This is a genomic window from Pseudomonas sp. NPDC047961 (assembly GCF_050272435.1).
GTDB lineage: Bacteria > Pseudomonadota > Gammaproteobacteria > Pseudomonadales > Pseudomonadaceae > Stutzerimonas.
In genome coordinates, this window is sequence record NZ_JBNNMD010000001.1 from 207,545 (window position 1) to 231,195 (window position 23,651).

Consider the following 23,651-nt stretch of genomic DNA (forward strand, 5'->3'; position numbering starts at 1 on the left):
AGCCCGACGTCGAAACGTCACCCGGCCTGCCGGTTAAGAAGCGAAGCAGCCTAGCCAGCCTGCGAAGAGCAATCAATTGCTCCAGAATCATCCGTACCCAAATCCATTGGCAGCCTAACTGCCTGGCAGGGGTTTTATCGTCCGAAACCGAGGGGAGTCGTCTTCACTCGGTTCGAAAGCACCGCTATATATAGTGGCGATAGAGCCGAGGTCAAGCGCAGGGCTTAAGCCAGCTCGTCCGGGCGACGCCTAAAAACGGCTGGACTCGGCTTCGATCAGGGCGAAACGGGGAAGCGTTTCACCGTCGACCTCCACCGTCTCGGTGAACATCGAAAGCGGGCGCACCCATAAGCCGTAATCCCCGTATAGCGCCTGGTAGAAGACTAGCGACTCTTCCGTTTCGGAGTGCCGAGCCACTGCATATACGCGGTACTCGGGGCCTTTGTAATGGCGGTAACGGCCTGGCGTGACGTGCATCGCGGCTGCCTCTGAAAAAAAATCGCTCATCAAAATGAAAACCGGGGCACGAGGCCCCGGTTTTCGTGTCGCCAACTAGCTTAGACGCGTTCGAACACTGTGGTGATGCCTTGGCCAAGGCCGATACACATTGTGGAAACGCCCAGCGTACCGCCGTTCTGCTTCATCACGTTCAACAGGGTGCCCGAAATACGAGCGCCCGAGCAACCGAACGGGTGACCCAGCGCGATGGCGCCGCCATGCAGGTTGACCTTCTGCTCCATCTTGTCGAGCAGCTTGAGATCCTTCAGCACAGGCAACGCCTGAGCGGCGAAGGCTTCGTTGAGCTCGACGAAATCAATGTCGTCCATGGTCAGACCAGCACGCTTGAGCGCCTTCTGAGTCGCCGGCACCGGGCCGTAACCCATGATTGCCGGATCCACGCCCGCCAGGGCCATGGAGCGAATCACGGCCATCGGCTGGATGCCCAGATCCTGTGCGCGCTGCGCCGACATGACGATCATGCACGACGCACCGTCGGTGATCTGCGAAGACGTACCTGCAGTCACGGTACCGCCCTTCGGGTTGAAGGCCGGCTTGAGTGCCGCCAGGCTTTCGAGGGTGGTCTCGGGACGAATGGTTTCATCGTAGTCGAAGACCTTGAGGAAACCGTTTTCGTCGTAGCCTTCCATCGGGATGATTTCATCCTTGAACATGCCGTCGACGGTGGCCTTGTGGGCCAGACGATGCGAGCGCTCGCCGAATGCATCCTGCTGCTCACGGGTGATGCCATGCATCTTGCCCAGCATTTCTGCAGTCAGGCCCATCATGCCGGACGCCTTGGCGGCATACAGCGACAGCTGCGGGTTCGGATCGACACCATGCATCATGCCGACGTGGCCCATGTGCTCGACACCGCCAACGACGAAGACATCACCGTTACCGGTCATGATCGCCTGAGCGGCGGTGTGCAATGCGCTCATGGAGGAGCCGCACAGGCGGCTGACGGTTTGCGCGGCACTGGTGTGCGGGATGCGGGTCAGCAGCGAGGCCATGCGGGCCACGTTCCAACCCTGCTCAAGGGTCTGGTTGACGCAGCCCCAGATCACATCTTCCACTTCGGCCGGGTCGACCTTGGAGTTGCGTGCCAGCAAGCCATCGATCAGGTGCGCGGACATGGTCTCGGCGCGGGTATTGCGGTGCATGCCGCCCTTGGAACGACCCATCGGGGTACGGCCGAAGTCGACAATGACGACGTCTCTCGGATTAAGGCTCATATCTCTTTATTCCTCAATTAACCGTAGAAGCTCTGGCCGTTGGCAGCCATTTCACGCAGCTTCGCAGTCGGCTGGTACAGCGGGCCCAGGTCGGCGTACTTGTCGGCCAAGGCCACGAACTCGGCGACACCGATCGAATCGATGTAGCGCAGTGCACCACCACGGAAGGGAGGGAAACCGATGCCGTAGATCAAGCCCATATCAGCTTCGGCAGCGGTTTCGACGATGTTGTCTTCCAGGCAGCGGACCGTTTCCAGGCACAGCGGGATCATCATGTAGTTGATGATGTCCTCGTCGGACAGCTCGCGAGTCTCGCTGACCACCGGCTTGAGCAGCTCGTAGGACTGCGGATCGACCACCTTCTTCGGCTTGCCCTTCTTATCCATCTCGTAGACGTAGAAGCCTTTGCCGTTCTTCTGGCCGAGGCGGTTGGCGTCATACATGACGTCGACAGCCGTGCGGGTGTCGTCCTTCATGCGATCTGGGAAGCCTTCAGCCATCACGTCACGGCCGTGGTGGCCAGTGTCCATGCCGACCACGTCCATCAGATACGCCGGGCCCATGGGCCAGCCGAACTTCTCCATCACCTTGTCAGCACGGACGAAGTCCACACCGTGAGCGATGGCACGGGCGAAGCCGCCGAAGTACGGGAACAGCACGCGGTTGACCAGGAAGCCCGGGCAATCGTTGACCACGACCGGGCTCTTGCCCATTTTCTTGGCGTAGGCAACGGTGGTGGCGATCGCGGTTTCGCTGGTCTTCTCGCCACGAATCACTTCCACCAGCGGCATCATGTGCACCGGGTTGAAGAAGTGCATGCCGCAGAAGTTTTCCGGACGCTTGAGCGCCTGGGCCAGCAGGCTGATGGAGATGGTCGAAGTGTTAGAGGCGATGATCGCATCATCACGTACCAGGCCTTCGACTTCAGCCAGCACGGACTGCTTGATCTTCGGATTTTCGACAACGGCTTCGACGACGATGTCGACGTGCCCGAAGTCGCCGTAGGACATGGTGGGACGAATGGCATTGAGGGCTTCGGCCATCTTCGCCGGAGTCAGGCGACCTTTTTCGACGCGCTTGCCGAGCAGCTTGGAGGCCTCGTTCAAGCCCATCTGGATGCCTTCTTCGCGGATATCCTTCATCAGGATCGGCGTGCCTTTGACAGCCGACTGATAGGCGATACCACCACCCATGATGCCGGCACCAAGCACGGCAGCCAGTTTCACGTCACGGGCTTGCTTATCGTAGGCCTTGGCCTTTTTCTTCAGCTCCTGATCGCTCAGGAACAGACCGACCAGGCTCTGCGCGACCGACGTCTTGGCAAGCTTGACGAAGCCGGCGGCCTCCACTTCGATCGCCTTGTCGCGTCCGAAATTGGCGGCTTTCTGAATGGTCTTGATCGCTTCGACCGGCGCCGGATAATTCGGACCCGCCTGACCGGCCACGAAACCCTTGGAGGTTTCGAAAGCCATCATCTGCTCGATGGCGTTGAGCTTGAGCTTGTCCAGCTTCGGCTGACGCTTGGCCTTGTAGTCCAACTCGCCGGAGATGGCGCGCTTGATCAGATCCAACGCGGCGGCCTGCAGCTGCTCGGGGGCAACCACGGCGTCTACGGCGCGAACCTTGAGGGCGTCTTCAGCGCGGTTTTCCTTGCCAGAGGCAATCCACTCGACAGCGTTGTCCACGCCAATCAGACGCGGCAGTCGAACGGTACCGCCGAAACCTGGGTAGATGCCCAGCTTCACTTCTGGCAGGCCGACCTTGGCAACAGTGGACATGACGCGGTAGTCAGCGGCCATGCACATCTCGAAACCACCGCCCAACGCGATGCCATTGATGGCCGCGACGGTCGGGACACCGAGGTCTTCGAAATCGCTGAAGATCTTGTTCGCTTCGAGGTTACCGGCGACCAGCTCCTCATCGGACATCTTGAAGTTATCGACGAACTCGGTGATGTCCGCGCCGACAATGAAAACATCCTTGCCGCTGGTAACGATGACGCCCTTAACCGAAGCGTCCGCCTTGATGGCGTCGACTGCCTGGCGCAGGTCGCTGAGGGTGAGGCGATTGAACTTGTTGACGGACTCACCCTTGAGGTCGAAATTCAATTCGACGATGCCGCTCTCAAGAGCCTTAACCGTGATGGCTTTACCTTCGTAAATCATCAACTGATCTCCACGGTATGGAAGCTGAACGTTACGTGTCGCACGTCATCGGTCCGAAGACCGTCACCGTTACCGGTGAAACGACACCCACCGACACGATAAACCGGGCTGACGGCATTTGCGTGGCAAACGCTCGATTCATACGCCCGTTTGATTTGGGTGAGCACACCTTCTTTGAAAAGCACCGGAATGTCAATCGACAGGCCAAGCTGCAAAGACGCTTCACCCGGACCAAGACCAATAAGCCTAGCCAAGACCAGGCCCTCACGCGGCCAGCAGGCCCAGCTTTTATTGCATGGACGGTCATTCATGCAGCTGATCGCCAGCCACATCGTTGATAGACCACCGCCTTCACGCACCGTCACAACTCTCTGGGCACCTTGTACACTCGGTGCTCTTACCCAAATTTCGTACAGCTGCGCCAGTTCGCGGCCGCGCTCCAGGAGTTACGCATGTCTGCCCCCATTGCCCGCGTCGAAACAGGCCAGGATCCATACAAGTGGCTGGAGAACCGCGACGCACCCGAGGTACTCGAATACCTGAGGGCAGAGAACGCCTATCTGGAAGAACAGCTGGCTGACCAAGCTCAACTGCGTGAATCGCTGTTTCAAGAGATTAAAGGCCGTATCCGTGAGACCGACCTTTCGCTGCCGTCGCCCTGGGGCCCCTGGCTGTATTACCAGCGCACCACTGCGGGTGATGAGTATCCGCGTCATTACCGATGCCCACGGCCGGCAGATGGCTCATTCAATGTCGATGAAAATCAGGAGCAATTGCTGCTTGATCCCAACGAATTGGCCGCAGGTGGCTTCCTCTCGCTAGGTGCGTTCAGTGTCAGCCAAGATCACTGCAAACTGGCCTACAGCCTCGATACTCAGGGCGATGAGATCTATCAACTGTTCGTCAAGGATCTGAGCACAGGCGCAGTGACCGCCCTGCCCTTTGATGACTGCGACGGCAGCATGACCTGGGCTAACGATAGCAGTACTCTGTTCTTCGGCGAGCTGGACGACACCCATCGACCCCACAAGATCTACCGCCACCGGCTGGGCGACAAGGAGCGCACGGAGGTCTACCACGATCCGGACGGGCGCTATTTCGTGCACTGCTACCGGACCAGCTCCGAACGCCAACTGGTGATCCTTTCGAACAGCAAAACAACCAGCGAAGCCTGGGTGCTGTCTGCGGATGAGCCCGAGGGAAACTGGCTTTGTCTTGCTCCGCGCCAAGACGACCACGAGTACTACCCCGACCATGGCCTTCTCGATGACGAGTGGAGCTGGTTGATTCGCAGCAACCAGGCAGGGATCAATTTCGCGCTGTATCAGGCCCCGGGGTGCACGCCGCAGCGCGAGCACTGGAACGAGCTGATCGGCCACAGTGACTCGGTAATGTTGGAAGACATCAGCCTGAACGCCGATGCGGTCACGCTGAGCCTGCGCGAGGCCGGGCTTCCTATCATCGAGGTTCGCCCATCAACCGGCGCGCCCTACCGGCTGCAACTGCCGGATGCAGCCTACAGCCTCCATGTACACAACACGCTTGAATTCGATAGCCCGGTTATCCGGCTGCGCTACGAAGCACTGAACCGCCCGGCTCAGATTCGCCAGCTGAACCTCTCCGACGGTAAGCAGGAGGTACTCAAGGAGACTCCGGTCGAAGGCCCCTTCGATGCCGATGCCTATGAGAGCCGACGTATCTGGGCAACAGCCGACGATGGCAGTCAGGTGCCGATCAGCCTGGTCGGACGTCGAGAGCGATTTGGCAAACCCGCGCCGCTGTATCTTTATGGCTACGGCGCCTACGGCCACAGCCTGGACCCCTGGTTTTCCCATGCCCGACTGTCACTGCTAGATCGCGGCTTTATCTTCGCCATTGCCCACGTCCGAGGCGGTGGCGACCTTGGCGAGGCCTGGTACCGGGCCGGCAAGCTGGAGCACAAGCCGAACACCTTCAGCGATTTCATTGCCTGTGCCGAGAAACTGATAACCGACGGCTACACCGAACCGGCTCGACTCGCCGTCAGCGGCGGGAGCGCCGGCGGTCTGCTGATCGGCGCCGTGCTCAATCTGAGGCCGGACCTCTTCGGTGCGGCGATCGCCGAAGTGCCATTCGTCGACGTCCTGAACACCATGCTCAACGCCGACTTGCCTTTGACAGTGACCGAGTACGACGAGTGGGGCGACCCGAATCAGCCCGAGGTGCATGCGCGCATCAAGGCCTATGCGCCCTATGAGAACGTAGGCAGCCAGCCTTACCCGGCAATCCTTGCGGTAGCTGGCTACAACGACAGCCGAGTGCAGTACTGGGAGGCCGCCAAGTGGGTCGCCAAGCTGCGCGCCCAAAAGACTGACGACAACCTACTGCTACTGAAAACCGAATTCGGTGCCGGACACGGCGGCATGAGCGGTCGTTATCAGGCGTTGAAGGACGTAGCGCTGGAATATGCCTTTGTGCTCAAGGTCTTTGACAAGACAACCCGCTAGCAGCGGTGCTGCACAGTTGCCGCCGCTCCTTGCTGGCGGCGCGGCCTTGCCGACTTGCGGTAGGAACGAGACCCGCGCCCGGGGGTCATCTATCACACCATCGTTTCGGAGTGATTACCCATGAGCAGGACATCTGACCAGGCTTCACAGAACGTGCACGGCTGGGAGCGCGCAGCATCGATCATTGGCGGCCTGTACTTCCTTGGTAAAGGCCTTGGGCGCGGCGGCTTGGGTGGCGTCCTGCAGCTGGCGGTAGGCGGGATGGCATTGGCGAGAGGCGTTTCCGGCCAGTGCGAAGCCAAGCGCATGCTCAGTGAGGTGAACGAACAAGCCAGAATGGCCGAGGGCAATTCACGAAGCATGCCGCTCGAGCGCAGTGAGGCAGATGACGTGCGCCTGAAAACCAATGCCCAGGCGGCCACCGGCACTGCGACGGTGACCGGCAACGACTCGCTCGACAATCCGCGAGCGGGTGTCTGATCGGGCTTCTGCTACGCGAGCGGTAATTGCTCCAAATCCGCTCGCATGGAAAGCTCGCCCCGCCAGCGAAAGCGGGCCGTCTTGCTGGCCAAAAACGAAAGCGGCGCCCCGAGCCAGCATCCCCCCACACTAATCAAAAAGCAGAACCGCTCCCGAGCCCTGTGTAAAAGGCGCGCCTTGGGGCGGTAGGTCTTTAAGAGCGGCTCCCGTCGATTCGAAGCAAAAGCCAACGCTTCGCCTTGAGACAGGTATGCCGCAAAGAGATCAAACAGATTGCAGCTCACTCGCGCGGGACGACAATCAGCCCGGCACGTTCGCCGATCGCAACATCCGATAACGGAAACAGGATCCGCGCATCCTGCTCGTCCGCCAGCCAGTGCACACCTTGCTTGTCCTCCGCCAGCAGAGTGCCGGGCAACAGCGGGGTAAAGTTCTGGATGTCAGCAGGGAGCCGCAGAACGAACTGATCGCTCTGCTTGATGATTTCACGCGCCAGCCGAAACTTCAGCAAGGGCCGATGGTGCGACTCGTCCCGTACCGGTTCAACCGCTTCGATCCAGCCCCGAGCGGTCTGCAGGAATTCGTCCAGACACTGAGGCCATACGCCCTCTGGGGCTTCGGCCATTTCCAGTGTAAAAGCCTCAGCCCCATGTCGCGTCGCCGTGTGAGCACTGAAGGTACCGGAAGGCTTTTCCTGAAATAGCACTGCATCGACCGCAGCGTGCTGAAGACGTGTCAGGCTTTGCGGGGCGACTTCGCGACCGTCTACCCAAGGGCAGACGGCGAACTGCGGCAGCACCGATGCACGCATGGCCGAGTGCAGGTCGTAATGCCAGCGCCGACGGCCAGGCTCTTGGAAAAACGCTGCAACCCACTCCTCCAGCTGCGCCGCGCGGCGCGTCTCGTCGCCAAGCTCGCTCGCCGCGTGCTTGCCACAAAAAAGCCGATTCAGATCCTGGCCTAAACGACGCACGCCCTGCCGCATGGCGGGCGGGTTGCAGAACAGCAACAACAGCCGCGCGCGGGGGCGAATCTCGTTGCGCGCGATCGCCCGTATCAAGCGATCCAGTAGCTCAATCGGAATGGCTTCACAGCCATGCACGCCCGCCGATAGCACCAGATCAAGCCCCACATCCTGACCGCGCGCCGGAGTAACCTCTAAGGCACCCTCTCCCAGCCATTGCAGCCGGGCCCCGCCATCAGTGAACTGGACGCTCTCCGCCGGCACGTCACCCGAAACCGTCAGCGCCAATAGCCGACCCAGCGTCGGCATTTCGGAGCCGTCAGTGGTCGTGGTTACAGTCTGGACCATGAACGTGCTCATCCTCGCCGGACTCAACCGGCTCCATCTCAAGCTCAAGGCTGACCAAGTTGGTCGCCAGCGGACGCAGCAGCAGATTGGCGTACTCAGTGTCGCCGTCCTCCACGTCGACACCGATCATCAGCTGGTTGTTGCCGACTTGCTGGATCCAGACCTCCCGACCCTGCCACATCACGGCAAAACGGGTGCACGACGTCTCAAGCTGGGTGCCGTCTACGTCTTCAAGAATCAATTGCAGGCTGTCGCTCATACTCAACACTCTCGATAAGGAAAAAAGGCAGGACAAATCACTGCCCTGCCGGTTTCAAAGCCTATGCCTCAGGCCTGGCTCAGTTTTGCCGCAGCGCGCTCAAAACGGGCCAGCCCTTCAGCGATATCGGCCTCTTCGATGATCAAGCTCGGGGCCAGGCGGATCACATCGGGTCCGGCCTGCAGGATCATCAGCGCTTCGCGCTCAGCCGCATCGAAGATCTCGCGCGCGCGACCTTTCCAAGCGTCATCAAGTACACAGCCGATCAGCATGCCCATGCCGCGGACCTGGCTGAACAGGCCATGCCGCTGGCCGATCTCCAGCAGACCACGCTTGAAGCGCTCGTGCCGTTCCTTCACGCCGTTCAGCACCTCCGGCGTGTTGACAATATCGACCACCGCCTCGGCCACGGCGCACGCCAGCGGGTTGCCGCCGTAGGTGGTGCCATGAGTACCCACGCTGAAATGCGCAGCGATCTCATCAGTGGTCAGCATCAAGCCAATCGGAAAGCCGCCGCCAAGGCTCTTGGCATTGGTCAGGATGTCCGGCGTGACGCCATAGTTCATGTAGGCGTACAACTCGCCGGTACGGCCCATACCGGTTTGGACTTCATCGAAGATCAACAACGCGTTGTGCTGGTCACACAATTTGCGAGCACCTTCCAAATAAGCCTGATCAGCGGGCACAACACCACTTTCGCCCTGAATCGGTTCCAGCACCACGGCGCAGGTCTTGTCCGAAATCATCGCGGCGAGTGCTTCGAGATCGTTATAGGGGACGTGGCTGATCCCCTGAATCTTGGGCCCGAACCCATCGGAATATTTCGGCTGGCCGCCCACCGTCACGGTAAACAACGTCCGGCCGTGGAAGCTGTTGATTGCGGAGATGATCTCGCATTTCTCCGGCCCGTGGTTGTCATGCGCGAAGCGGCGCGCCAGCTTGAAGGCCGCCTCGTTGGCCTCGGCGCCGGAGTTAGCGAAGAACGCCCGGTCGGCAAAGGTCGCTGCAGTGAGCTTCTTGGCCAGACGCAACGCCGGCTCATTGGTGAAGATGTTGGAGATGTGCCAGAGTTTGCCAGCCTGTTCGGTCAGCGCTGCTACCAGCGCCGGATGGGCATGACCGAGCACATTGACGGCAATGCCACCGGTAAAGTCGATCAGCTCTCGCCCGCTCTGATCCCAGACTCGTGAACCCTGGCCACGCACGGGAATGAAAGCGGCGGGTGCGAAAGTGGGAACAATGACCTGGTCGAAATCAGCGCGTTCTACCGGGGTGTGCGGGGCGGACATCAGGACTCTCCTGGGATGCGACACGGATAGGAAATAAAACGCCCCGCCATAGCGGGGCGTTGCATGCGCAGTTTAAACGCAGGCCCGCCAGCAATGGGCGGCCCGGCGAAAATTCTCTTCAGGACACGACTGAATGCTGCTGGTCGAGTTCAATGGCCCGTTCCAAGGTTTCGAGCAAGGCCTTGCGTGCCTTGAGCTTGGTGTTCTTGTGCGCGGTCATGTTGATCTTCTTCAACTGGGCCGCCGCCGCTTTGGCGGCATCCATCAGCTCATTGGCCGGGACTATCTTGTCGAGGAAACCCGCCTCGACTGCAGCTTGCGGATTAAAGATCTCACCGTTGATCACCGATCGCTGAAAGGCAGGCTTGGTTAAACGGTCTCGAGCCAGTTCGATACCCGAATGGTGCATGGTCATACCGATCTGTACTTCATTGAGGCCGATATTGAACGCGCCTTCGACACCGATGCGGTAATCCGACGAAAGCAGCAGGAAGGCGCCTTTGGCAATCGCGTGCCCCGGACAGGCCGCGACAATCGGGAAAGGATGAGCCAGCATTCGCAGCGTGAACTTCGAGCCCGTGGTCACCAGCGCAATGGCGTTCTCTGGCCCTGAGGTCATGACCTTGAGATCATAGCCACCGGACAGGATGCCCGGCTGGCCAGTGAGGATCACCACGGCGCGGTCCTGCTCGGCACGGTCGAAAGCCGCATTGAGCGCGTCGAACATGGCCGGAGACAGAGCGTTGACCTTGCCGTTATTCAGCGTCAGCGTGGCGATACCGTCTTCGAGTTCGTAGGAAACCAGATCACTCATGATGAATATTCCTTGTTAAAAGTTCGCAGACGTTACCCAGCAGAACCCAAGAGGTAAAGCATCGTGACTGACCGGCAAGTCATGGTTCGCAACCTTCGCTGGACGGGCGTCAGCGGGAAAAGCGAGCACGGTTAGTCGTCGACCGGCTCCGGCTCGAGCTCAAGGACGGCAAGCAGTTCGGGATGCAGGATCCTCTGCAATTGCGGATCAGCAATAAACAGTCCATAGGACCCATCCGGGATCCCGCTACTGATCCGATATGGCGTCCCATCGGCATCGACAGTCAACTGGGACAGATCCAGATAACGAGGCTCGCAAGGCGTCTTGTTCGAACTCCGTAACACGACCACCTTCGGCCTGAGGTGCAAATGTGGGTGTTTCTCAAGCACCAACCCAACCTCACCCGTGTGCAGTTCCACCAAAGTTCCGACCGGAAACACGCCGAGCCAGCGAATAAATTCATGCACCAGTGCTTCGTCGAACTGCTGCCCGGCACTGCTGCGCAACACGTCATACGCCGTCTGGATCGGGCGTGCGTCGTCGTAAGCTCGATGACTGGTAATCGCATCGAAGGCGTCAACAATGGTAATCACCCGGGTCGTGAACGGGATCTGGTAATGCGCGAGCCCTTGCGGATAACCCTTTCCATCCAACCGTTCGTGATGGCCGTGCGCCGCCTGAATCGCAGCGGCAGGAATGTCTTCCTGGCTGCACAAGGCCTGATAACCAAACGTCGGGTGCAGCTTGATGTGCTGAAATTCTTCCTCGGTCAGCTTGCCTGGCTTGTTCAGGATCGTCGGGTCGATTTTCATCTTGCCCACGTCGTGCAGCAGCCCAGCGATGCCCAATAGTTCGATCTTATCGTCGGCCAACCCAAGGTGCGTACCGAATCCCATGGCAAGTATGGACACAGAAAGGCAATGCAGACTCGTATAGAGATCTTGTGACTTCAGACGCGTCAGCCAGAGCATGGCGCTTTCGTTACGCAGCATGCTTTCGAGGTTTCGCTTAACCAGTGCCTGACAGGCCTTAGTATCGATCGCCCGCCCTTGCTGGACGTCCAGTAGCACCTGATCCAGAACCAAGCTGCTGCTGAGATAGGCCTCTCGTGCTTCCTGCACCTCAAGCGAGAGCGGAATGCGGGTCATCTTGCGCGTCACGCGCAGCGGAGTCGCCGTTGGCACAATCATTTGGCCCTGATCGATCAGCACGCGCCGTGTGTCGTCAACGAACACGTAATCACAGCGTTCGCGCACCGCGTGGATATGCTCCAGCTTAAGCAGGGGGAAGCCTTGAAAGAGAAAGTCTGTCTGCCGCCACGGGCGATCCAGCTCGCAGATATACATCCCGAGCTCTAAGTGGCTGACGTGCAGACGACGCTTGGTGGCGATCTCTACCACCTCCGGCCGTTTACGCTTTGTTTTGAATAACTTCATCAAAGCCTTTCCTGGCTCTCAATATTCACCACGCATGATTGCGCACAGGCACAGCATTTCTTTGTAGTTCGAACCCTAGAGCAACGATAGGTTCATTGCCACGCGCGCCTGTCGGGATTTCCAACAAACCCTTAAGCGCATGAAAAAACTAAAAAAGTTTTTGCCATCCGCATGCTCTTCCGCTACATTAGCGCGCCTCGAAGGACATCGCGTCTTTCGAGACCCGGTGAGGTGTCCGAGCGGTTGAAGGAGCACGCCTGGAAAGTGTGTATACGAGAAATCGTATCGTGGGTTCGAATCCCACCCTCACCGCCAGATCAAACACAAAGCCCCGCCTGTCGGGGCTTTGTCGTTTCTGCCGCAAAGAATCCGTCCAGAATCGCGCTCAGCCGCCGGTCATAGGCCGCGCCCTTCACCAGGATGAGCGCAGCGCTGAACGGCCCCACCGCTACCTTAGTGTTTCGATTCCACCCGTATTTAAAGCTGCAAAAAAGTAGACGTTTCCAATCGAGTCAGTAGCCATTTGAGTTTGGCGATGCGGCAAGCGAACATCCCGAGTGGCTTCTGCCAGGCCATGGAGCAAAAGCCTCGTCTCGACGACGACCCGAATAAAACCAGCGTCAGTGGTAGACCAGGTGCACCAGCGCTCTAAACCGAACCGCCCGGCCAGGCAGAGTGCCCCGCGGCGAAACCAGGGCACCTGCCCGCTCGCCCGCGAACCTTCGCCCGAACGACAACGTTCGGTACATCCTCATCATTTTCTCATGGCCCGCATATTGCTTTGTTTACGCTGGAGCTTAGACCAGAACTCGCCAAGCTAACCCGCTCTGTAACAGCTAAGTTGCTCCGCCAGAACAATCAGAAAAATCAAAAGGCCGCCATCATGTTTAAACACAAAAAGGTCAGGCAGGCTACGATGATCCTGTTCGCCACCGCGGTGATTCTGATCCTGCCGAACCTCACTCGACTGATCAGCTAAGACTGCAAGAATGAGGGAACCAATGAAAAACCTGTACCGACTGTTGATTGCATTGATGGCAACGGTAACGACCACTGCAGCCATTGCTGCCCAGGTCGATCAGTCTGCCGCGTTGAAAGCCTTGCAGCACACGAACACCGTCTTGATCGACGTGCGCACCGAACAGGAGTTCGCCGAAGGTGCCCTACCCGGTGCAACACGTATCGAGACGGAGAATCTTGCCGAGCGCATCGCCGCGATTGCTCCGGACAAAGATGCTCCCGTAGTCCTCTACTGCCGTAGCGGCCGCCGAGCGGAAGCCGCGCAGGATCTGCTTCAGGAGCTGGGCTATAGCCAAGTGATCAACGCTGGCGGTTATCAGGATCTGAACGGGCTCGTGCCGCTTCGCTGAGAGCACGCGCCCTCACCGCGCCCCATCCTCGTTTCGCCTACCCTTATCGTGGGAACTAATGCGCCGCAGTGGCTACTGAAAAAGGAGCCACTGCTTAAGCGCTTGGTCGCGCATACCGGGAGGAAACCACTTGATGAATTGGGATGTGGTGTTGAACGAAGGCCTTTGGATCAACATCGCCATAATTGCTGGCATCACGATTGCCAGCTATCTCATCCTGCAGACCATCCTGCGGATCATCACCAACCGCCTTCGCAAGATGGCAAAGGGCTCCAGAAGCGGTTTCGTTGGTCTTGCCGCGGAGATGCTCAGCCGCACCAGCCACATACTGCTGATTGCCCTATCGCTGCTGATCGCCCTCAAGGTCGTTGAGCTGCCAGAACGGTGGGAAACGGCGATGTCCCACGGCTGGTTCATCGCGCTAGCATTCCAGATTGCACTATGGATGGATACGGCCGTTCGCCTGTGGATGGAAAGCCTGACCCACGACGGCAAAGCTCGAAACCCAGTCACTACGACGATCATCGGGATCATGATCCGCATCGTGATCTGGACGATGATGTTGCTCTCGATCTTGGCGAACCTCGGCGTCGACATCACGGCGATGGTCGCCAGCCTGGGCGTCGGGGGTATCGCTATTGCCCTGGCCGTACAGACACTGCTCAGCGATATTTTTGCTTCGCTATCGATTGGCGTCGACAAGCCCTTCGAGATCGGCGACTTCGTCGTTTTTGGTGCAGTCGCGGGAAACATCGAGCACATTGGGCTGAAGACGACACGGATTCGCGCCCTCAGCGGCGAACAGATCGTCTGTGCCAATGCCGATCTGCTCAAGCAGATCCTGCACAACTACAAGCGCATGAACACACGCCGCATCGTGTTCAAGTTCGGCATCACCTACAGCACGCCGTCGGATAAGGTGCGCGAAGTCTCAGCGCTGGTGAGGCGGATCGTTGATGGCGTGGAGAATGCGAACTTTGACCGGGCGCATTTCCTTGCCTTCGATGACAGCCAGCTGACGTTCGAAGTCGTGTACATCATGCAGGTTTCGGACTACAACGCCTACATGGACGCCCAGCAAGAGATCAACCTGCAGCTGCTCGACGGCATCCGCGAGATGGGCCTGCAATTCGCCTTCCCGACCCGCAGTGTCGAGTTCATCGGTGGCAGCTTTCCCGAGGTGACGGTTGCCGGTGTCCCGAAGGAAAAACCGGCCGCCAACGAGGAGTCGCAACGCTCGCTGACAAATGGCTGACAGTCGGTGGCGGCGACCGGCCGAGAGCCGATCACCGCCGACCGCTCAACTCATCGGACGCATTTGCTTGTGGGTTTCGATCAGCTGCGGCACTACGCCCGGATCAGCCAAGGTCGAAATATCCCCTAGTGCGTCGTGTTCGTCTGTGGCGATCTTGCGCAGAATGCGGCGCATGATCTTGCCTGAACGCGTCTTGGGTAAGCCCGGCGCCCACTGGATGACATCGGGCACCGCAATCGGCCCGATTTCCTTACGGACCCATTGTTGTAATTCCTGGCGCAACTGATCCGAAGCCTCCTCACCCGCCACCAGCGTCACGTACACATAGATGCCTTGCCCTTTGAGCGGATGCGGTACGCCAACCACCGCCGCCTCGGCCACTTTGCGGTGCGCGACCATCGCACTTTCGATTTCCGCAGTGCCCATGCGATGTCCGGAAACGTTCAACACATCATCGACCCGCCCGGTGATCCAGTAGTAGCCGTCCTCATCACGGCGGGCGCCATCGCCAGTGAAATACATGCCGCGAAAGGTCTTGAAGTAGGTATCGACGAAGCGATCGTGGTCTCGATAGATGCTGCGCATCTGCCCAGGCCAGGAATCCAGGATGACCAGATTGCCCTCCGTTGCCCCTTCGAGCAGGTTGCCGAGATTGTCCACCAGGCCGGGCACTACGCCGAAGAAGGGGCGAGTTGCGGAGCCTGGCTTCAGTGCGGTCGCGCCTGGCAGCGGGCTGATCAAAATGCCGCCCGTCTCGGTTTGCCACCAGGTATCGACGATCGGGCAACGCAATTTGCCGACCGTCTCGTAATACCAATGCCAGGCCTCAGGGTTGATCGGTTCCCCCACAGTACCGAGCAAGCGCAGACTCGACCCGTCGGCCCCCTCCATCGCAGCCGGGCCTTCGGCCATCATCGAACGAATCGCAGTCGGCGCGGTGTAGAGGATATTCACCTGATGCTTGTCGATGATCCTGGCGATCCGCGTGACATCCGGATAGTTGGGTACACCCTCATAGATCAGGGTGGTGGCGCCGTTGGCCAGTGGACCGTAGATGATGTAGCTGTGCCCGGTGATCCAACCGACGTCGGCGGTACACCAATAGACCTCACCAGGGCGGTAATCGAATACCCGTTCTTGGGTCAGGGCCGCGTAGAGCAAATAACCACCGGAGGTATGCAGCACACCTTTCGGCTTACCGGTGGAGCCCGAGGTGTACAGGATGAACAGGGGTTCTTCCGCGCCCATTTCCTTCGGCGCACAAACATCCCCAGCCACGCGCATCAGGTCCTCGTACCAGATGTCGCGATGCGGGTGCCAGCGGATGTCGCCACCAGTGCGCCGCACCACAATGATCTTCTGCACGCAGTGCGTCTGCGGGTTGGTCAACGCCTCATCCACGTTGGCCTTCAGCGGCACCTTTTTCCCACCACGGAGCCCTTCATCGGCCGTGATCACTACTTTGGAATTGCCGTCGATAATCCTTCCGGCTAGGGCTTCCGGCGAAAAACCACCGAACACCACGGAGTGGATGGCGCCGATGCGCGCGCAAGCCAGCATCGCCACGGCGACCTCCGGAACCATCGGCATGTAGAGGGTGACCACGTCGCCCCGATGCACGTCCTGTCCGCGCAACGCGTTGGCAAATTTGCTCACCTCGTGATGCAGCTCGCGGTAGGTGATTTCGCGGTGATCTGCCGGATCGTCGCCCTCCCAGATGATCGCAATCTCATCGCCCCGAGCTTCGAGATGGCGGTCCAGGCAATTGGCCGAAACGTTCAGGGTGCCGTCGGCGAACCATTTGATATCGACATGGTGGTCGTCAAAGGACGTCTGTTTAACTCGGGTAAACGGCTTGATCCAGTCGATGCGCTCGGCCTGCTCGCGCCAGAAGCCGTCAGGATTGACCACCGACTGTTGATACATGGCTTTGTAGGTGGCTTCATCGGTCAGCGACTGGGCCGCCACCTCTGGACTTACCGGATACAGGGACGCAGCACTCATGGCGAACACCTCATTCGTCGGTCTTGTTATCGTCTCGAATAACCCTGCCTCACAGGCGAACCATACGAACCAAACCAAGCGCCTGAGCGACTTCACGTTCGAGCTACACGGGCCTAACAGCGTTCCAAAGACGTTAAGCCGTCGCGGAACACCACGCTGCTATAGAGCATAGACGCTTCGGCCAAGGCGTACTCCCTCCCGCTCCGTGGTCATATACCTGCCAGGGCCAAACGCCCGTCACGCCAGGTCTCAGTCATGTCTGCGCCAGCTAATATGGTCTTTCGTGCGGTCAAACGCGTAACCGACAGCATCGCCTTCTACCCGGTCCTGATTCCCGCGGTTTATGCGGTGCTGGCAATGTTGGTTCTGGCGTTCGAGTCGACCAGCCTTGCTCCCGCCCTGCGCGACAGGCTGCCACCCGGGCTGGTCGATGCAGACAACAGCCGGGAGGTTCTAGGCACGCTCATTACCGGCATCATTTCCCTTACCGTATTCAGCTTCTCCATGGTGATGGTCGTGCTCAATGGTGCCGCGGCGCGCCTGTCACCTCGAGTGCTGCCCGGCCTCGTTAGCGATCTGCGCAACCAAGTGATACTGGGCATCTATCTGGGCAGCATCGTCTATTGCCTGATGATGATCGGCACGCTGAACGGCAAAGCTCCAGCAAGCGTGCCTGCACTCGGGCTACTGCTGGCACTGGTGTTCGGCATGTTTTGTATGGCGCTATTCGTCGTGTTCATTCGCTCGGTCTCGCAGTCAATTCAAGTCGAATGGATCCTCAGCCAGCTCTACAACGACGCATCGGCCAATCTAAAGAAGCGCAAAAAACGCATCGCGGGCGTCGCTGACATTCCCGACGCCACCGACTGGTGGTGCCTGCCCGCAGCTCGACCGGGTTATCTGCGCGAGGTAAACGAACGCCGCCTGGGGAAGGTGCTGCGCAAGCACAACCTGACCGCAATGATTCAGGTAGAGCCGGGCTTCTTCCTGATCGAAGGGCATCCGCTGATCAAGCTCAGCACCCGGCTAAGCGACACAGAGGCAAACGAAATGCTCGATTGCTTCGACTTTCACGACAATGAATTCGCCGGCGCCAACGTCTCTTACGGCATGCGGCAGATTTCGGAAATAGCGGTCAAAGCGATCAGCCCAGCGATCAACGATCCGGGCACGGCTATGCGGGCGATCAACCTGCTCGGCGTATTGCTGAAACGGCTCGGTGGCCTGCCGGCTTACGACCTGGGCTGCATTGACGAAGGGCGTCCGCGCCTCTTCTATCCGCAACTGGGCATGCCCCGCATGCTGCAGACGGTCATCGCGCCAATCCGCATCTACGGCGGCCATGATCCGCAAGTACTGGTCACGCTGCTGCAGTGCCTGAAGAACGCGCTACATGGCAACCCAAGCGACGCGCAGCGGGAAGCGCTTCATGACGAAATTCGAGCCCTGCGAGACGACGCCGATGCCAAGGTGGGAAACCCGCATGACCGTCAAGCGGTAAACGAAGTGATCGAGCGGGTGGCGGAACTTCAGATCAGACAACCGGCCGTAGCGCTTCTGCCGATCGACCGGGAGCGCCAAACGAGACCAACTGACTAGCACAGCTTCGTTCGGCTCGGCGGGCGCCAGTGTCAAAGGCTGGTATTGGAGCTCCACGGACTGAGCGAGTGGCCGGTGCGGCAGGCTGGCCTCTTCGGCTACCTAGCCAGATCGGACCGACTTGCCCGTTTACCGGTCTGCAAGCGACGCGATGTTTCGATCGTCTCTCCTCCGTTTCGAAAGCCTTCCATGGCTATTCCGTAATTGCCCCCAGGGTGCCGCTCGGTCATCCTTCGAAGACAAAACGACCGGGCATAAGGTGTTGCGATGAACGAACAGAATGACAACAGCTTGCCCCTTCATGGCCTTAAGGTCATAGAAATGGGCCAGCTGATTGCCGGCCCCTTTGCCAGCAAGATGCTCGGCGAGTTCGGTGCCGAGGTGATCAAGATCGAGCCGCCGGGCGTTGGCGACCCGCTGCGCAAATGGCGCAAACTCAAGGACGGGACGTCACTCTGGTGGCACGTCCAATCGCGCAACAAACAGTCCCTGACGCTGGATCTGAAAGCCGCAGAAGGCCAGGAGATCGTCCGTCAGCTAGTCGCCGAAGCCGATGTGGTGGTGGAGAACTTCCGCCCCGGCACGCTAGAAGCCTGGGGCCTTGGCTGGGACGAGCTGTCGGCGCTCAACCCGCGCCTGATCATGTTGCACATTTCCGGCTACGGCCAGACCGGCCCCTATCGTGACCTGCCCGGCTTCGGCGTCATTGGCGAAGCCATGGGCGGCCTGCGCCACCTCACTGGCTACCCTGGTCAGCCCCCAGTGCGAGTGGGCGTCAGCATTGGCGATTCGCTGTCGTCGCTGTATGGCGTGATCGGGGTGCTACTCGCCGTGCTAGAGCGTAACCGCAGCGGTAAAGGCCAGGAAATCGACGTGGCGCTCTACGAATCGGTATTCGCCATGATGGAAAGCCTGGTGCCCGAATACGACGCCTTCGGCTACATCCGCGAGCCGGCCGGCAGCGCCCTGCCCGGCATCACGCCGTCCAACTCCTACCTTTGCAGCGATGGTGCCTATGTACTCATTGCTGGCAATGGCGACAGCATCTACAAGCGCCTGATGACGCTGATGGGCCGCCAGGACCTAGCCGACGACCCACGCTTCGCCCACAACGATGGTCGCGCCTTGCAGGCTGAGTTGATCGATGCGGCGATTGGCGAGTGGACCGTTCAACACAGTCGCGATGAGGTCATCGAAGCATTGAAGGAAGCCCGCGTCCCGGCCGGCTATCCCTACACCGCCGCCGATATCGTCAACGACCCACACTATATGGCCCGGCAAATGATCGAGCAGGTGCAGACTTTCGCCGGGCCGCTAAAAGTGCCGGGCGTGCTCCCCAAACTCAGCCGCACCCCTGGCCGCATCGGAGCTGGCGGCCCGCAGCTTGGCGAGCACACCGAGGACGTTCTGGCAGGCCTCGGCCTGACCGAAGCACAGGTCAGAGGACTGCGTGAGCGCGGAGTTATTTGAACCGCCGCGGCCTGCGTAGGGTGGATGACGCTCTCTTCATCCACCATGCGGCCTTTACGGTAAATAGGCCAAGCGCCAGCTGCCACGTAGGAGCGAGCTTGCTTGCGAACCCAATTAGAACGAGTCCTCGGTTTAACGGTGGAAACGGTGTCTGCAGCTCTGCCAAGCGGAATAGAGAACCGTGACACCTCTTCGTCCGCCCCGGCAAAGGCAACCCATGCCGGTGGGCAAACGCCATTATTCCAGCTGCCCCAACCGCCGCTGCTGATAAATCAGATCGACGATCTCCCCTTCAGGCACATACCCGCTCACCACTTCACGCAGCAAGATTCGCACCTGTGGGTAATCGTCCTGCTCCACGGCCTTGAGCAGCTTCGTCAGCACCCGGCGCAGCACATCCCAGGTGAAGTGCTCCTCATCGGCCCGCATGATCATCGGGTGCTCGGTGGGGCTAACGTTATCGCCAATCAACAGTTCTTCGTAGAGCTTCTCGCCCGGGCGCAACCCGGTGAACTCCACTGCAATATCCCCGTGCGGGCTTTTTTCCGAGCGTACACTCAGGCCTGACAAGTGAATCAACTTTTCGGCAAGCTCGGCGATCCGCACTGGCTGGCCCATGTCCAACACGAACACATCGCCGCCCTGCCCCATAGAGCCCGCCTGGATCACCAGCTGCGCCGCCTCGGGAATGGTCATGAAGTAACGGGTGATCTTCGGATGGGTCACCGTAACCGGCCCACCGCTGCGGATCTGCTGATAGAACCGAGGAATCACCGACCCCGACGAGCCCAGCACGTTACCGAAGCGAACCATGGTGAAGCGCGTCTTGTTGACGTGATGCACCGCCCCGTCCGCATTGAATAGCACCGGCGCCGTCTCACGGCTTAGCGCCTGCAAAATCATCTCCGCGACACGCTTAGTGCTGCCCATCACATTGGTGGGCCGGACGGCCTTGTCGGTGGAGATTAGTACGAAGTTCGCTACGCCAGCCTGCACCGCAGCCTGGGCCGTGTTCATAGTGCCCAACACGTTGTTCAGCACCCCTTCGGCGACGTTGTGCTCCACCATTGGCACATGCTTGTAGGCCGCCGCATGGTAGATCGTCTCTACGTGCCAGGTGCGCATCACATCCAGCAAGCGATCAGGGTTGCGGATCGAGCCGAGGATGGGCACCAGCTTGATCGGCAGCGAAGCCCGCTCAAGGGTCCGCTCCAGTTCGATATGGATGCTGTAGAGATTGAATTCGCTGTGCTCGAACAGCAGCAATACCTTGGGCTTGTTCAATAGAATCTGCCGGCACAGCTCCGACCCAATCGAGCCGCCAGCACCGGTCACCATTACCACCTTGTCGCGGATGCACTTCTCGAACAGCGCCTGCTGCGGCGGCACGGCATCGCGCCCTAGCAGGTCGGCGATGTCCACTTCCTGAATGTCCTCTACCTTCACGCGTCCACTGGCCAAGTCCATGAAGCCCGGCACGCTGCGTACGTGCAGCGGATAGTGCTCCAGCGTCTCCAACACCTCACGCCGCCGCGCCCGAGAGGCAGATGGGATCGCCATGAGAATCTCATTGCAGCCGGTCTCATCGATCATCTGCTGAATATGCTTGGGCGAATAAACGCGTAGGCCAGCGATGGAGCGATTGTAGAGGTTAGGATCATCGTCTATGAAGGCGACGGGGCGCATTCCCCGTCCCAGACGCAAAGCCGCGACGAGCTGGTTACCAGCGGCACCCGCTCCGTAGATAGCCACCTTGGGCAATCCCATATCGCGACCCTTGAAACTGCCGGGCGAATCCGCAGAAAACCAGTCACCCATAAAGTATTGGCGCATCACTAGGCGCAAACCGCCAATTAACACCAGGCTCAGCCACCAGTAATTGAACACCATCGAGCGCGGAATCAGCTTGGGTGCATCGCTCCGCCAATAAACAGCCAAGGAAAGTAGCAGTGCCGAGAGCGTAACCGCCTTGACGATGGCCATCAGCGCATCGTTGCCGAAGTAGCGCATCACAGCTCTGTACAATCCGAAATGAACGAAAAATGGGATCGATAGCACAGGCGCAACAGCAAACAACCAAGCGTGCCCACCGAGTGGCTCAACAAAATCGGCGTCACCAAGACGAATGAAAAACGCCAACCATAGCGCGGCCCAAACCAACAATATATCGGTGGACAGCTGGATAGCGCGCTTATAACGCCGACGCAAATGCACCAGGCGGGTGCGCAGTTTTTCAGCAAGTCTTAACACAGAGAAATCCTATTCTTGCGGGCTCTATCAGAAGCGACCTGTACGATCCGCTGCTAGCGCCGCACCCGGCGCCAACACAGCCCGCTCAGGAACCACCACGCCATAACCGGCACTACACCCAGCCTGCAACCAGGCGCGACCCTTTATATGCACGCCTCCGGCCAGCTGTACGCCAACACCCAAGTGGGCAAAGTCATCGAGTACAACATCATGATCAACAGTTGCGTTGGCGTTAACGATAGCCGCTATGCCAATCAGCGCATCGGTTCCCACTACAGCCATTGCCAACACAGCCGTGCCGGCTCCAATCTTGGCGGCGGGGCTTATAAAAGCTTGTGGATGAACGACAGATACCAACGGAATCGTCGAGTCGCGGATAGCCTTCACACAGCGCTCACGCATCTCATTATTCCCGATAGCCGCAATCGCCCCGTGCACACGGTCCGCGACAGTGACCAGCCCCGCAGTATTCGCGACCACTGGCCAACCTGTGCATTGTTGCAACTGAGGCCAACGATCATCCGCAAATAGAATACTCCCCCACTGTCCGCTAAGAAGAGCCGCCTCAGCTACCGATTTACCATGCCCGCCCGCACCGACAATTAATAATATTCGATCGCTCATAGAGCGGACTCTAGCTCGCCGGCATGATATTTCACGGCCAGCACTATCAATGGGATATAGGCAATAACCAATCCCAGTGCGCCATCAATACCATCGAGGCCAACCCACAGCGCCACAGGCAACAACCAAAACAGATTGATAAACAAAACCGTCACGGTCACAGGCAAGTGGCGACCATATTGGCGAGACGCGTACTGGTAGGCGTGACTGCGGTGGGCCTCATAAACCTTATCCCCGCGTATTAAGCGCCTGATTAAGGTAAAGGTCGCATCCACAACAAACACGCCCAGCAGTATCAGCCAAGCCCAAAGTAACTGGGACGAAACCCAAGCCGCTTGTATTGAAAGGATGCCAAGTGTAATACCCAGAAAACCGCTACCTGCATCTCCCATGAATATACGGGCCGGAGGAAAATTCCAGAATAGGAACCCCGCAACCGCTGCAGTCAACAGAAGAGGCACCAGCACCATGCCCTGTTCGCTGGTTATTGCATACAGCAAGGCACCGCCGATGCATACGCAAATCGCCTCAATGCTGGCGAGACCATCGATACCATCCATGAAGTTGTAGAGATTCAGCAGCCACACTAGATAGATCACCGCCAAGGCATGTCCTAACCAGTCCAAGTCCAGGCTAAAACCCAGGAACATTAATGGAGGCAAGCCACCTAGCCAATAAATTGCCCAGATCGCACCGGCAAAATGCCCAAGCAGACGCCATCGTGCAGCAATGTGGCCGTGATCATCCAGGAAACCCAGCACCGCGATGCCTGCACCTGCGCCCAGAAATGCCCACATTGAGCGCAAGCCGATAACATTGAATATTTCAAGCATCGGCAGTGCCATAAGAAAGCACATCACAATAGCCACACCGCCGCCACGGGGTGTTGGAACCGAATGAGAACTGCGGGCATTGGGGATATCGATGATGCTGCGCGCCAAGGCGTAACGACGCAACACTAAGGTCAGGCAAAACGAAAAGCCGGCAACAACCGGCAGCAACCAGATCAGCACTTGTGTTCCTCGGACATTTCTTAGGCCCATATCGCGCAAAACGCTCACGGTACGAGCAAGATTGCTAGCAATCACGCGTAGCCGGAGCTAGC

At 59.0% G+C, this 23,651-nt stretch carries 19 protein-coding genes and 1 tRNA gene; 8 read left to right on the plus strand and 12 right to left on the minus strand.

Features of this window, described 5'->3' with window-relative positions; all coding sequences use genetic code 11:
- Positions 1 to 249 precede the first annotated feature (249 nt).
- From ACQKIK_RS00970 to fadB, 3 genes are all read right to left on the minus strand, one after another.
- On the minus strand, positions 250 to 477 hold the full coding sequence (locus tag ACQKIK_RS00970; RefSeq protein ID WP_045431948.1) for a DUF1653 domain-containing protein: 228 nt from the start codon (positions 475 to 477) through the stop codon (positions 250 to 252).
- Positions 478 to 557: 80 nt separating this feature from the next.
- Positions 558 to 1,733, minus strand: coding sequence for an acetyl-CoA C-acyltransferase FadA (fadA, locus tag ACQKIK_RS00975; RefSeq protein WP_073301589.1), 1,176 nt, complete (start codon positions 1,731 to 1,733; stop codon positions 558 to 560).
- 17 nt (positions 1,734 to 1,750) lie between these two features.
- Positions 1,751 to 3,898: a fatty acid oxidation complex subunit alpha FadB gene (gene fadB / locus ACQKIK_RS00980; RefSeq protein WP_499134415.1), complete on the minus strand. Its 2,148-nt coding sequence runs from the start codon at positions 3,896 to 3,898 to the stop codon at positions 1,751 to 1,753.
- 17 nt (positions 3,899 to 3,915) lie between these two features.
- Here fadB and ACQKIK_RS00985 point away from each other — a divergent pair, with 17 nt between their 5' ends.
- From ACQKIK_RS00985 to ACQKIK_RS00995, 3 genes are all read left to right on the plus strand, one after another.
- Entirely contained in the window at positions 3,916 to 4,236 is a 321-nt protein-coding gene (locus ACQKIK_RS00985) for a hypothetical protein (RefSeq protein ID WP_499134416.1), read from the plus strand.
- A gap of 114 nt (positions 4,237 to 4,350) precedes the next feature.
- A complete protein-coding gene (locus ACQKIK_RS00990) occupies positions 4,351 to 6,384 on the plus strand; it encodes a S9 family peptidase (protein WP_463308025.1) in 2,034 nt (677 codons plus the stop codon).
- A gap of 120 nt (positions 6,385 to 6,504) precedes the next feature.
- On the plus strand, positions 6,505 to 6,864 hold the full coding sequence (locus tag ACQKIK_RS00995; protein ID WP_064482055.1) for a YgaP-like transmembrane domain: 360 nt from the start codon (positions 6,505 to 6,507) through the stop codon (positions 6,862 to 6,864).
- A gap of 280 nt (positions 6,865 to 7,144) precedes the next feature.
- Here the strand turns inward: ACQKIK_RS00995 and ACQKIK_RS01000 are convergent, their stop codons facing one another.
- The 5 genes from ACQKIK_RS01000 to ACQKIK_RS01020 form a co-directional block, all read right to left on the minus strand.
- Complete coding sequence (locus ACQKIK_RS01000) at positions 7,145 to 8,137, minus strand: succinylglutamate desuccinylase (protein WP_499135159.1); 993 nt, start codon at positions 8,135 to 8,137, stop codon at positions 7,145 to 7,147.
- Between the two features lie 10 nt (positions 8,138 to 8,147).
- Positions 8,148 to 8,435 (minus strand): hypothetical protein, encoded by a 288-nt coding sequence (locus ACQKIK_RS01005; protein ID WP_045428440.1) that lies wholly within the window; start codon positions 8,433 to 8,435, stop codon positions 8,148 to 8,150.
- A 68-nt stretch (positions 8,436 to 8,503) separates the two neighbouring features.
- Positions 8,504 to 9,724, minus strand: a complete 1,221-nt coding sequence (locus ACQKIK_RS01010; protein WP_499134419.1) for an aspartate aminotransferase family protein — start codon at positions 9,722 to 9,724, stop codon at positions 8,504 to 8,506.
- A gap of 118 nt (positions 9,725 to 9,842) precedes the next feature.
- Positions 9,843 to 10,538 (minus strand): crotonase/enoyl-CoA hydratase family protein, encoded by a 696-nt coding sequence (locus ACQKIK_RS01015; protein WP_463308027.1) that lies wholly within the window; start codon positions 10,536 to 10,538, stop codon positions 9,843 to 9,845.
- Positions 10,539 to 10,669: 131 nt separating this feature from the next.
- Positions 10,670 to 11,974: an HD-GYP domain-containing protein gene (locus ACQKIK_RS01020; RefSeq protein ID WP_101153030.1), complete on the minus strand. Its 1,305-nt coding sequence runs from the start codon at positions 11,972 to 11,974 to the stop codon at positions 10,670 to 10,672.
- Positions 11,975 to 12,199: 225 nt separating this feature from the next.
- On the opposite strand from ACQKIK_RS01020, the gene ACQKIK_RS01025 reads away from it, so the two are divergent.
- The 3 genes from ACQKIK_RS01025 (at position 12,200) to ACQKIK_RS01035 (ending at position 14,599) form a co-directional block, all read left to right on the plus strand.
- A tRNA-Ser gene (locus tag ACQKIK_RS01025) sits at positions 12,200 to 12,289 on the plus strand.
- A 686-nt stretch (positions 12,290 to 12,975) separates the two neighbouring features.
- Positions 12,976 to 13,344, plus strand: coding sequence for a rhodanese-like domain-containing protein (locus tag ACQKIK_RS01030; protein ID WP_499134421.1), 369 nt, complete (start codon positions 12,976 to 12,978; stop codon positions 13,342 to 13,344).
- 133 nt (positions 13,345 to 13,477) lie between these two features.
- On the plus strand, positions 13,478 to 14,599 hold the full coding sequence (locus ACQKIK_RS01035) for a mechanosensitive ion channel family protein (protein ID WP_499134423.1): 1,122 nt from the start codon (positions 13,478 to 13,480) through the stop codon (positions 14,597 to 14,599).
- Between the two features lie 45 nt (positions 14,600 to 14,644).
- Here the strand turns inward: ACQKIK_RS01035 and acs are convergent, their stop codons facing one another.
- Positions 14,645 to 16,603, minus strand: a complete 1,959-nt coding sequence (gene acs / locus ACQKIK_RS01040) for an acetate--CoA ligase (protein WP_499134425.1) — start codon at positions 16,601 to 16,603, stop codon at positions 14,645 to 14,647.
- A 255-nt stretch (positions 16,604 to 16,858) separates the two neighbouring features.
- Between acs and ACQKIK_RS01045 the strand changes: the two genes are divergently transcribed.
- Together ACQKIK_RS01045 and ACQKIK_RS01050 are read left to right on the plus strand one after the other, a co-directional pair.
- Complete coding sequence (locus ACQKIK_RS01045) at positions 16,859 to 18,202, plus strand: DUF2254 domain-containing protein (protein ID WP_499134428.1); 1,344 nt, start codon at positions 16,859 to 16,861, stop codon at positions 18,200 to 18,202.
- 267 nt (positions 18,203 to 18,469) lie between these two features.
- Complete coding sequence (locus ACQKIK_RS01050) at positions 18,470 to 19,672, plus strand: CaiB/BaiF CoA transferase family protein (protein WP_499134430.1); 1,203 nt, start codon at positions 18,470 to 18,472, stop codon at positions 19,670 to 19,672.
- 237 nt (positions 19,673 to 19,909) lie between these two features.
- On the opposite strand, the gene ACQKIK_RS01055 is transcribed toward ACQKIK_RS01050, so the two are convergent.
- From ACQKIK_RS01055 to ACQKIK_RS01065, 3 genes are read right to left on the minus strand one after another with little or no spacing between them, the layout of a single operon-like run.
- On the minus strand, positions 19,910 to 21,901 hold the full coding sequence (locus ACQKIK_RS01055; protein ID WP_499135161.1) for a polysaccharide biosynthesis protein: 1,992 nt from the start codon (positions 21,899 to 21,901) through the stop codon (positions 19,910 to 19,912).
- A 48-nt stretch (positions 21,902 to 21,949) separates the two neighbouring features.
- Entirely contained in the window at positions 21,950 to 22,546 is a 597-nt protein-coding gene (locus tag ACQKIK_RS01060) for an acetyltransferase (RefSeq protein ID WP_499134431.1), read from the minus strand.
- Positions 22,543 to 23,589 carry an MraY family glycosyltransferase gene (locus tag ACQKIK_RS01065; RefSeq protein WP_499135163.1) on the minus strand — a complete coding sequence of 349 codons (1,047 nt, stop codon included), beginning with the start codon at positions 23,587 to 23,589 and terminating at the stop codon, positions 22,543 to 22,545. The genes ACQKIK_RS01060 and ACQKIK_RS01065 overlap by 4 nt, the downstream gene beginning before the upstream one ends.
- Positions 23,590 to 23,651: the final 62 nt, after the last annotated feature.

Coding starts and splice junctions, on each gene's coding strand:
- ACQKIK_RS00970 (WP_045431948.1), bottom strand. CDS start 477: ATGCACGTCACGCCAGGCCGTTACCGCCATTACAAAGGCCCCGAGTAC.
- fadA (WP_073301589.1), bottom strand. CDS start 1,733: ATGAGCCTTAATCCGAGAGACGTCGTCATTGTCGACTTCGGCCGTACC.
- fadB (WP_499134415.1), bottom strand. CDS start 3,898: ATGATTTACGAAGGTAAAGCCATCACGGTTAAGGCTCTTGAGAGCGGC.
- ACQKIK_RS00985 (WP_499134416.1), top strand. CDS start 3,916: ATGGAAGCTGAACGTTACGTGTCGCACGTCATCGGTCCGAAGACCGTC.
- ACQKIK_RS00990 (WP_463308025.1), top strand. CDS start 4,351: ATGTCTGCCCCCATTGCCCGCGTCGAAACAGGCCAGGATCCATACAAG.
- ACQKIK_RS00995 (WP_064482055.1), top strand. CDS start 6,505: ATGAGCAGGACATCTGACCAGGCTTCACAGAACGTGCACGGCTGGGAG.
- ACQKIK_RS01000 (WP_499135159.1), bottom strand. CDS start 8,137: ATGCCGACGCTGGGTCGGCTATTGGCGCTGACGGTTTCGGGTGACGTG.
- ACQKIK_RS01005 (WP_045428440.1), bottom strand. CDS start 8,435: ATGAGCGACAGCCTGCAATTGATTCTTGAAGACGTAGACGGCACCCAG.
- ACQKIK_RS01010 (WP_499134419.1), bottom strand. CDS start 9,724: ATGTCCGCCCCGCACACCCCGGTAGAACGCGCTGATTTCGACCAGGTC.
- ACQKIK_RS01015 (WP_463308027.1), bottom strand. CDS start 10,538: ATGAGTGATCTGGTTTCCTACGAACTCGAAGACGGTATCGCCACGCTG.
- ACQKIK_RS01020 (WP_101153030.1), bottom strand. CDS start 11,974: ATGAAGTTATTCAAAACAAAGCGTAAACGGCCGGAGGTGGTAGAGATC.
- ACQKIK_RS01030 (WP_499134421.1), top strand. CDS start 12,976: ATGAAAAACCTGTACCGACTGTTGATTGCATTGATGGCAACGGTAACG.
- ACQKIK_RS01035 (WP_499134423.1), top strand. CDS start 13,478: ATGAATTGGGATGTGGTGTTGAACGAAGGCCTTTGGATCAACATCGCC.
- acs (WP_499134425.1), bottom strand. CDS start 16,603: ATGAGTGCTGCGTCCCTGTATCCGGTAAGTCCAGAGGTGGCGGCCCAG.
- ACQKIK_RS01045 (WP_499134428.1), top strand. CDS start 16,859: ATGTCTGCGCCAGCTAATATGGTCTTTCGTGCGGTCAAACGCGTAACC.
- ACQKIK_RS01050 (WP_499134430.1), top strand. CDS start 18,470: ATGAACGAACAGAATGACAACAGCTTGCCCCTTCATGGCCTTAAGGTC.
- ACQKIK_RS01060 (WP_499134431.1), bottom strand. CDS start 22,546: ATGAGCGATCGAATATTATTAATTGTCGGTGCGGGCGGGCATGGTAAA.
- ACQKIK_RS01065 (WP_499135163.1), bottom strand. CDS start 23,589: ATGGGCCTAAGAAATGTCCGAGGAACACAAGTGCTGATCTGGTTGCTG.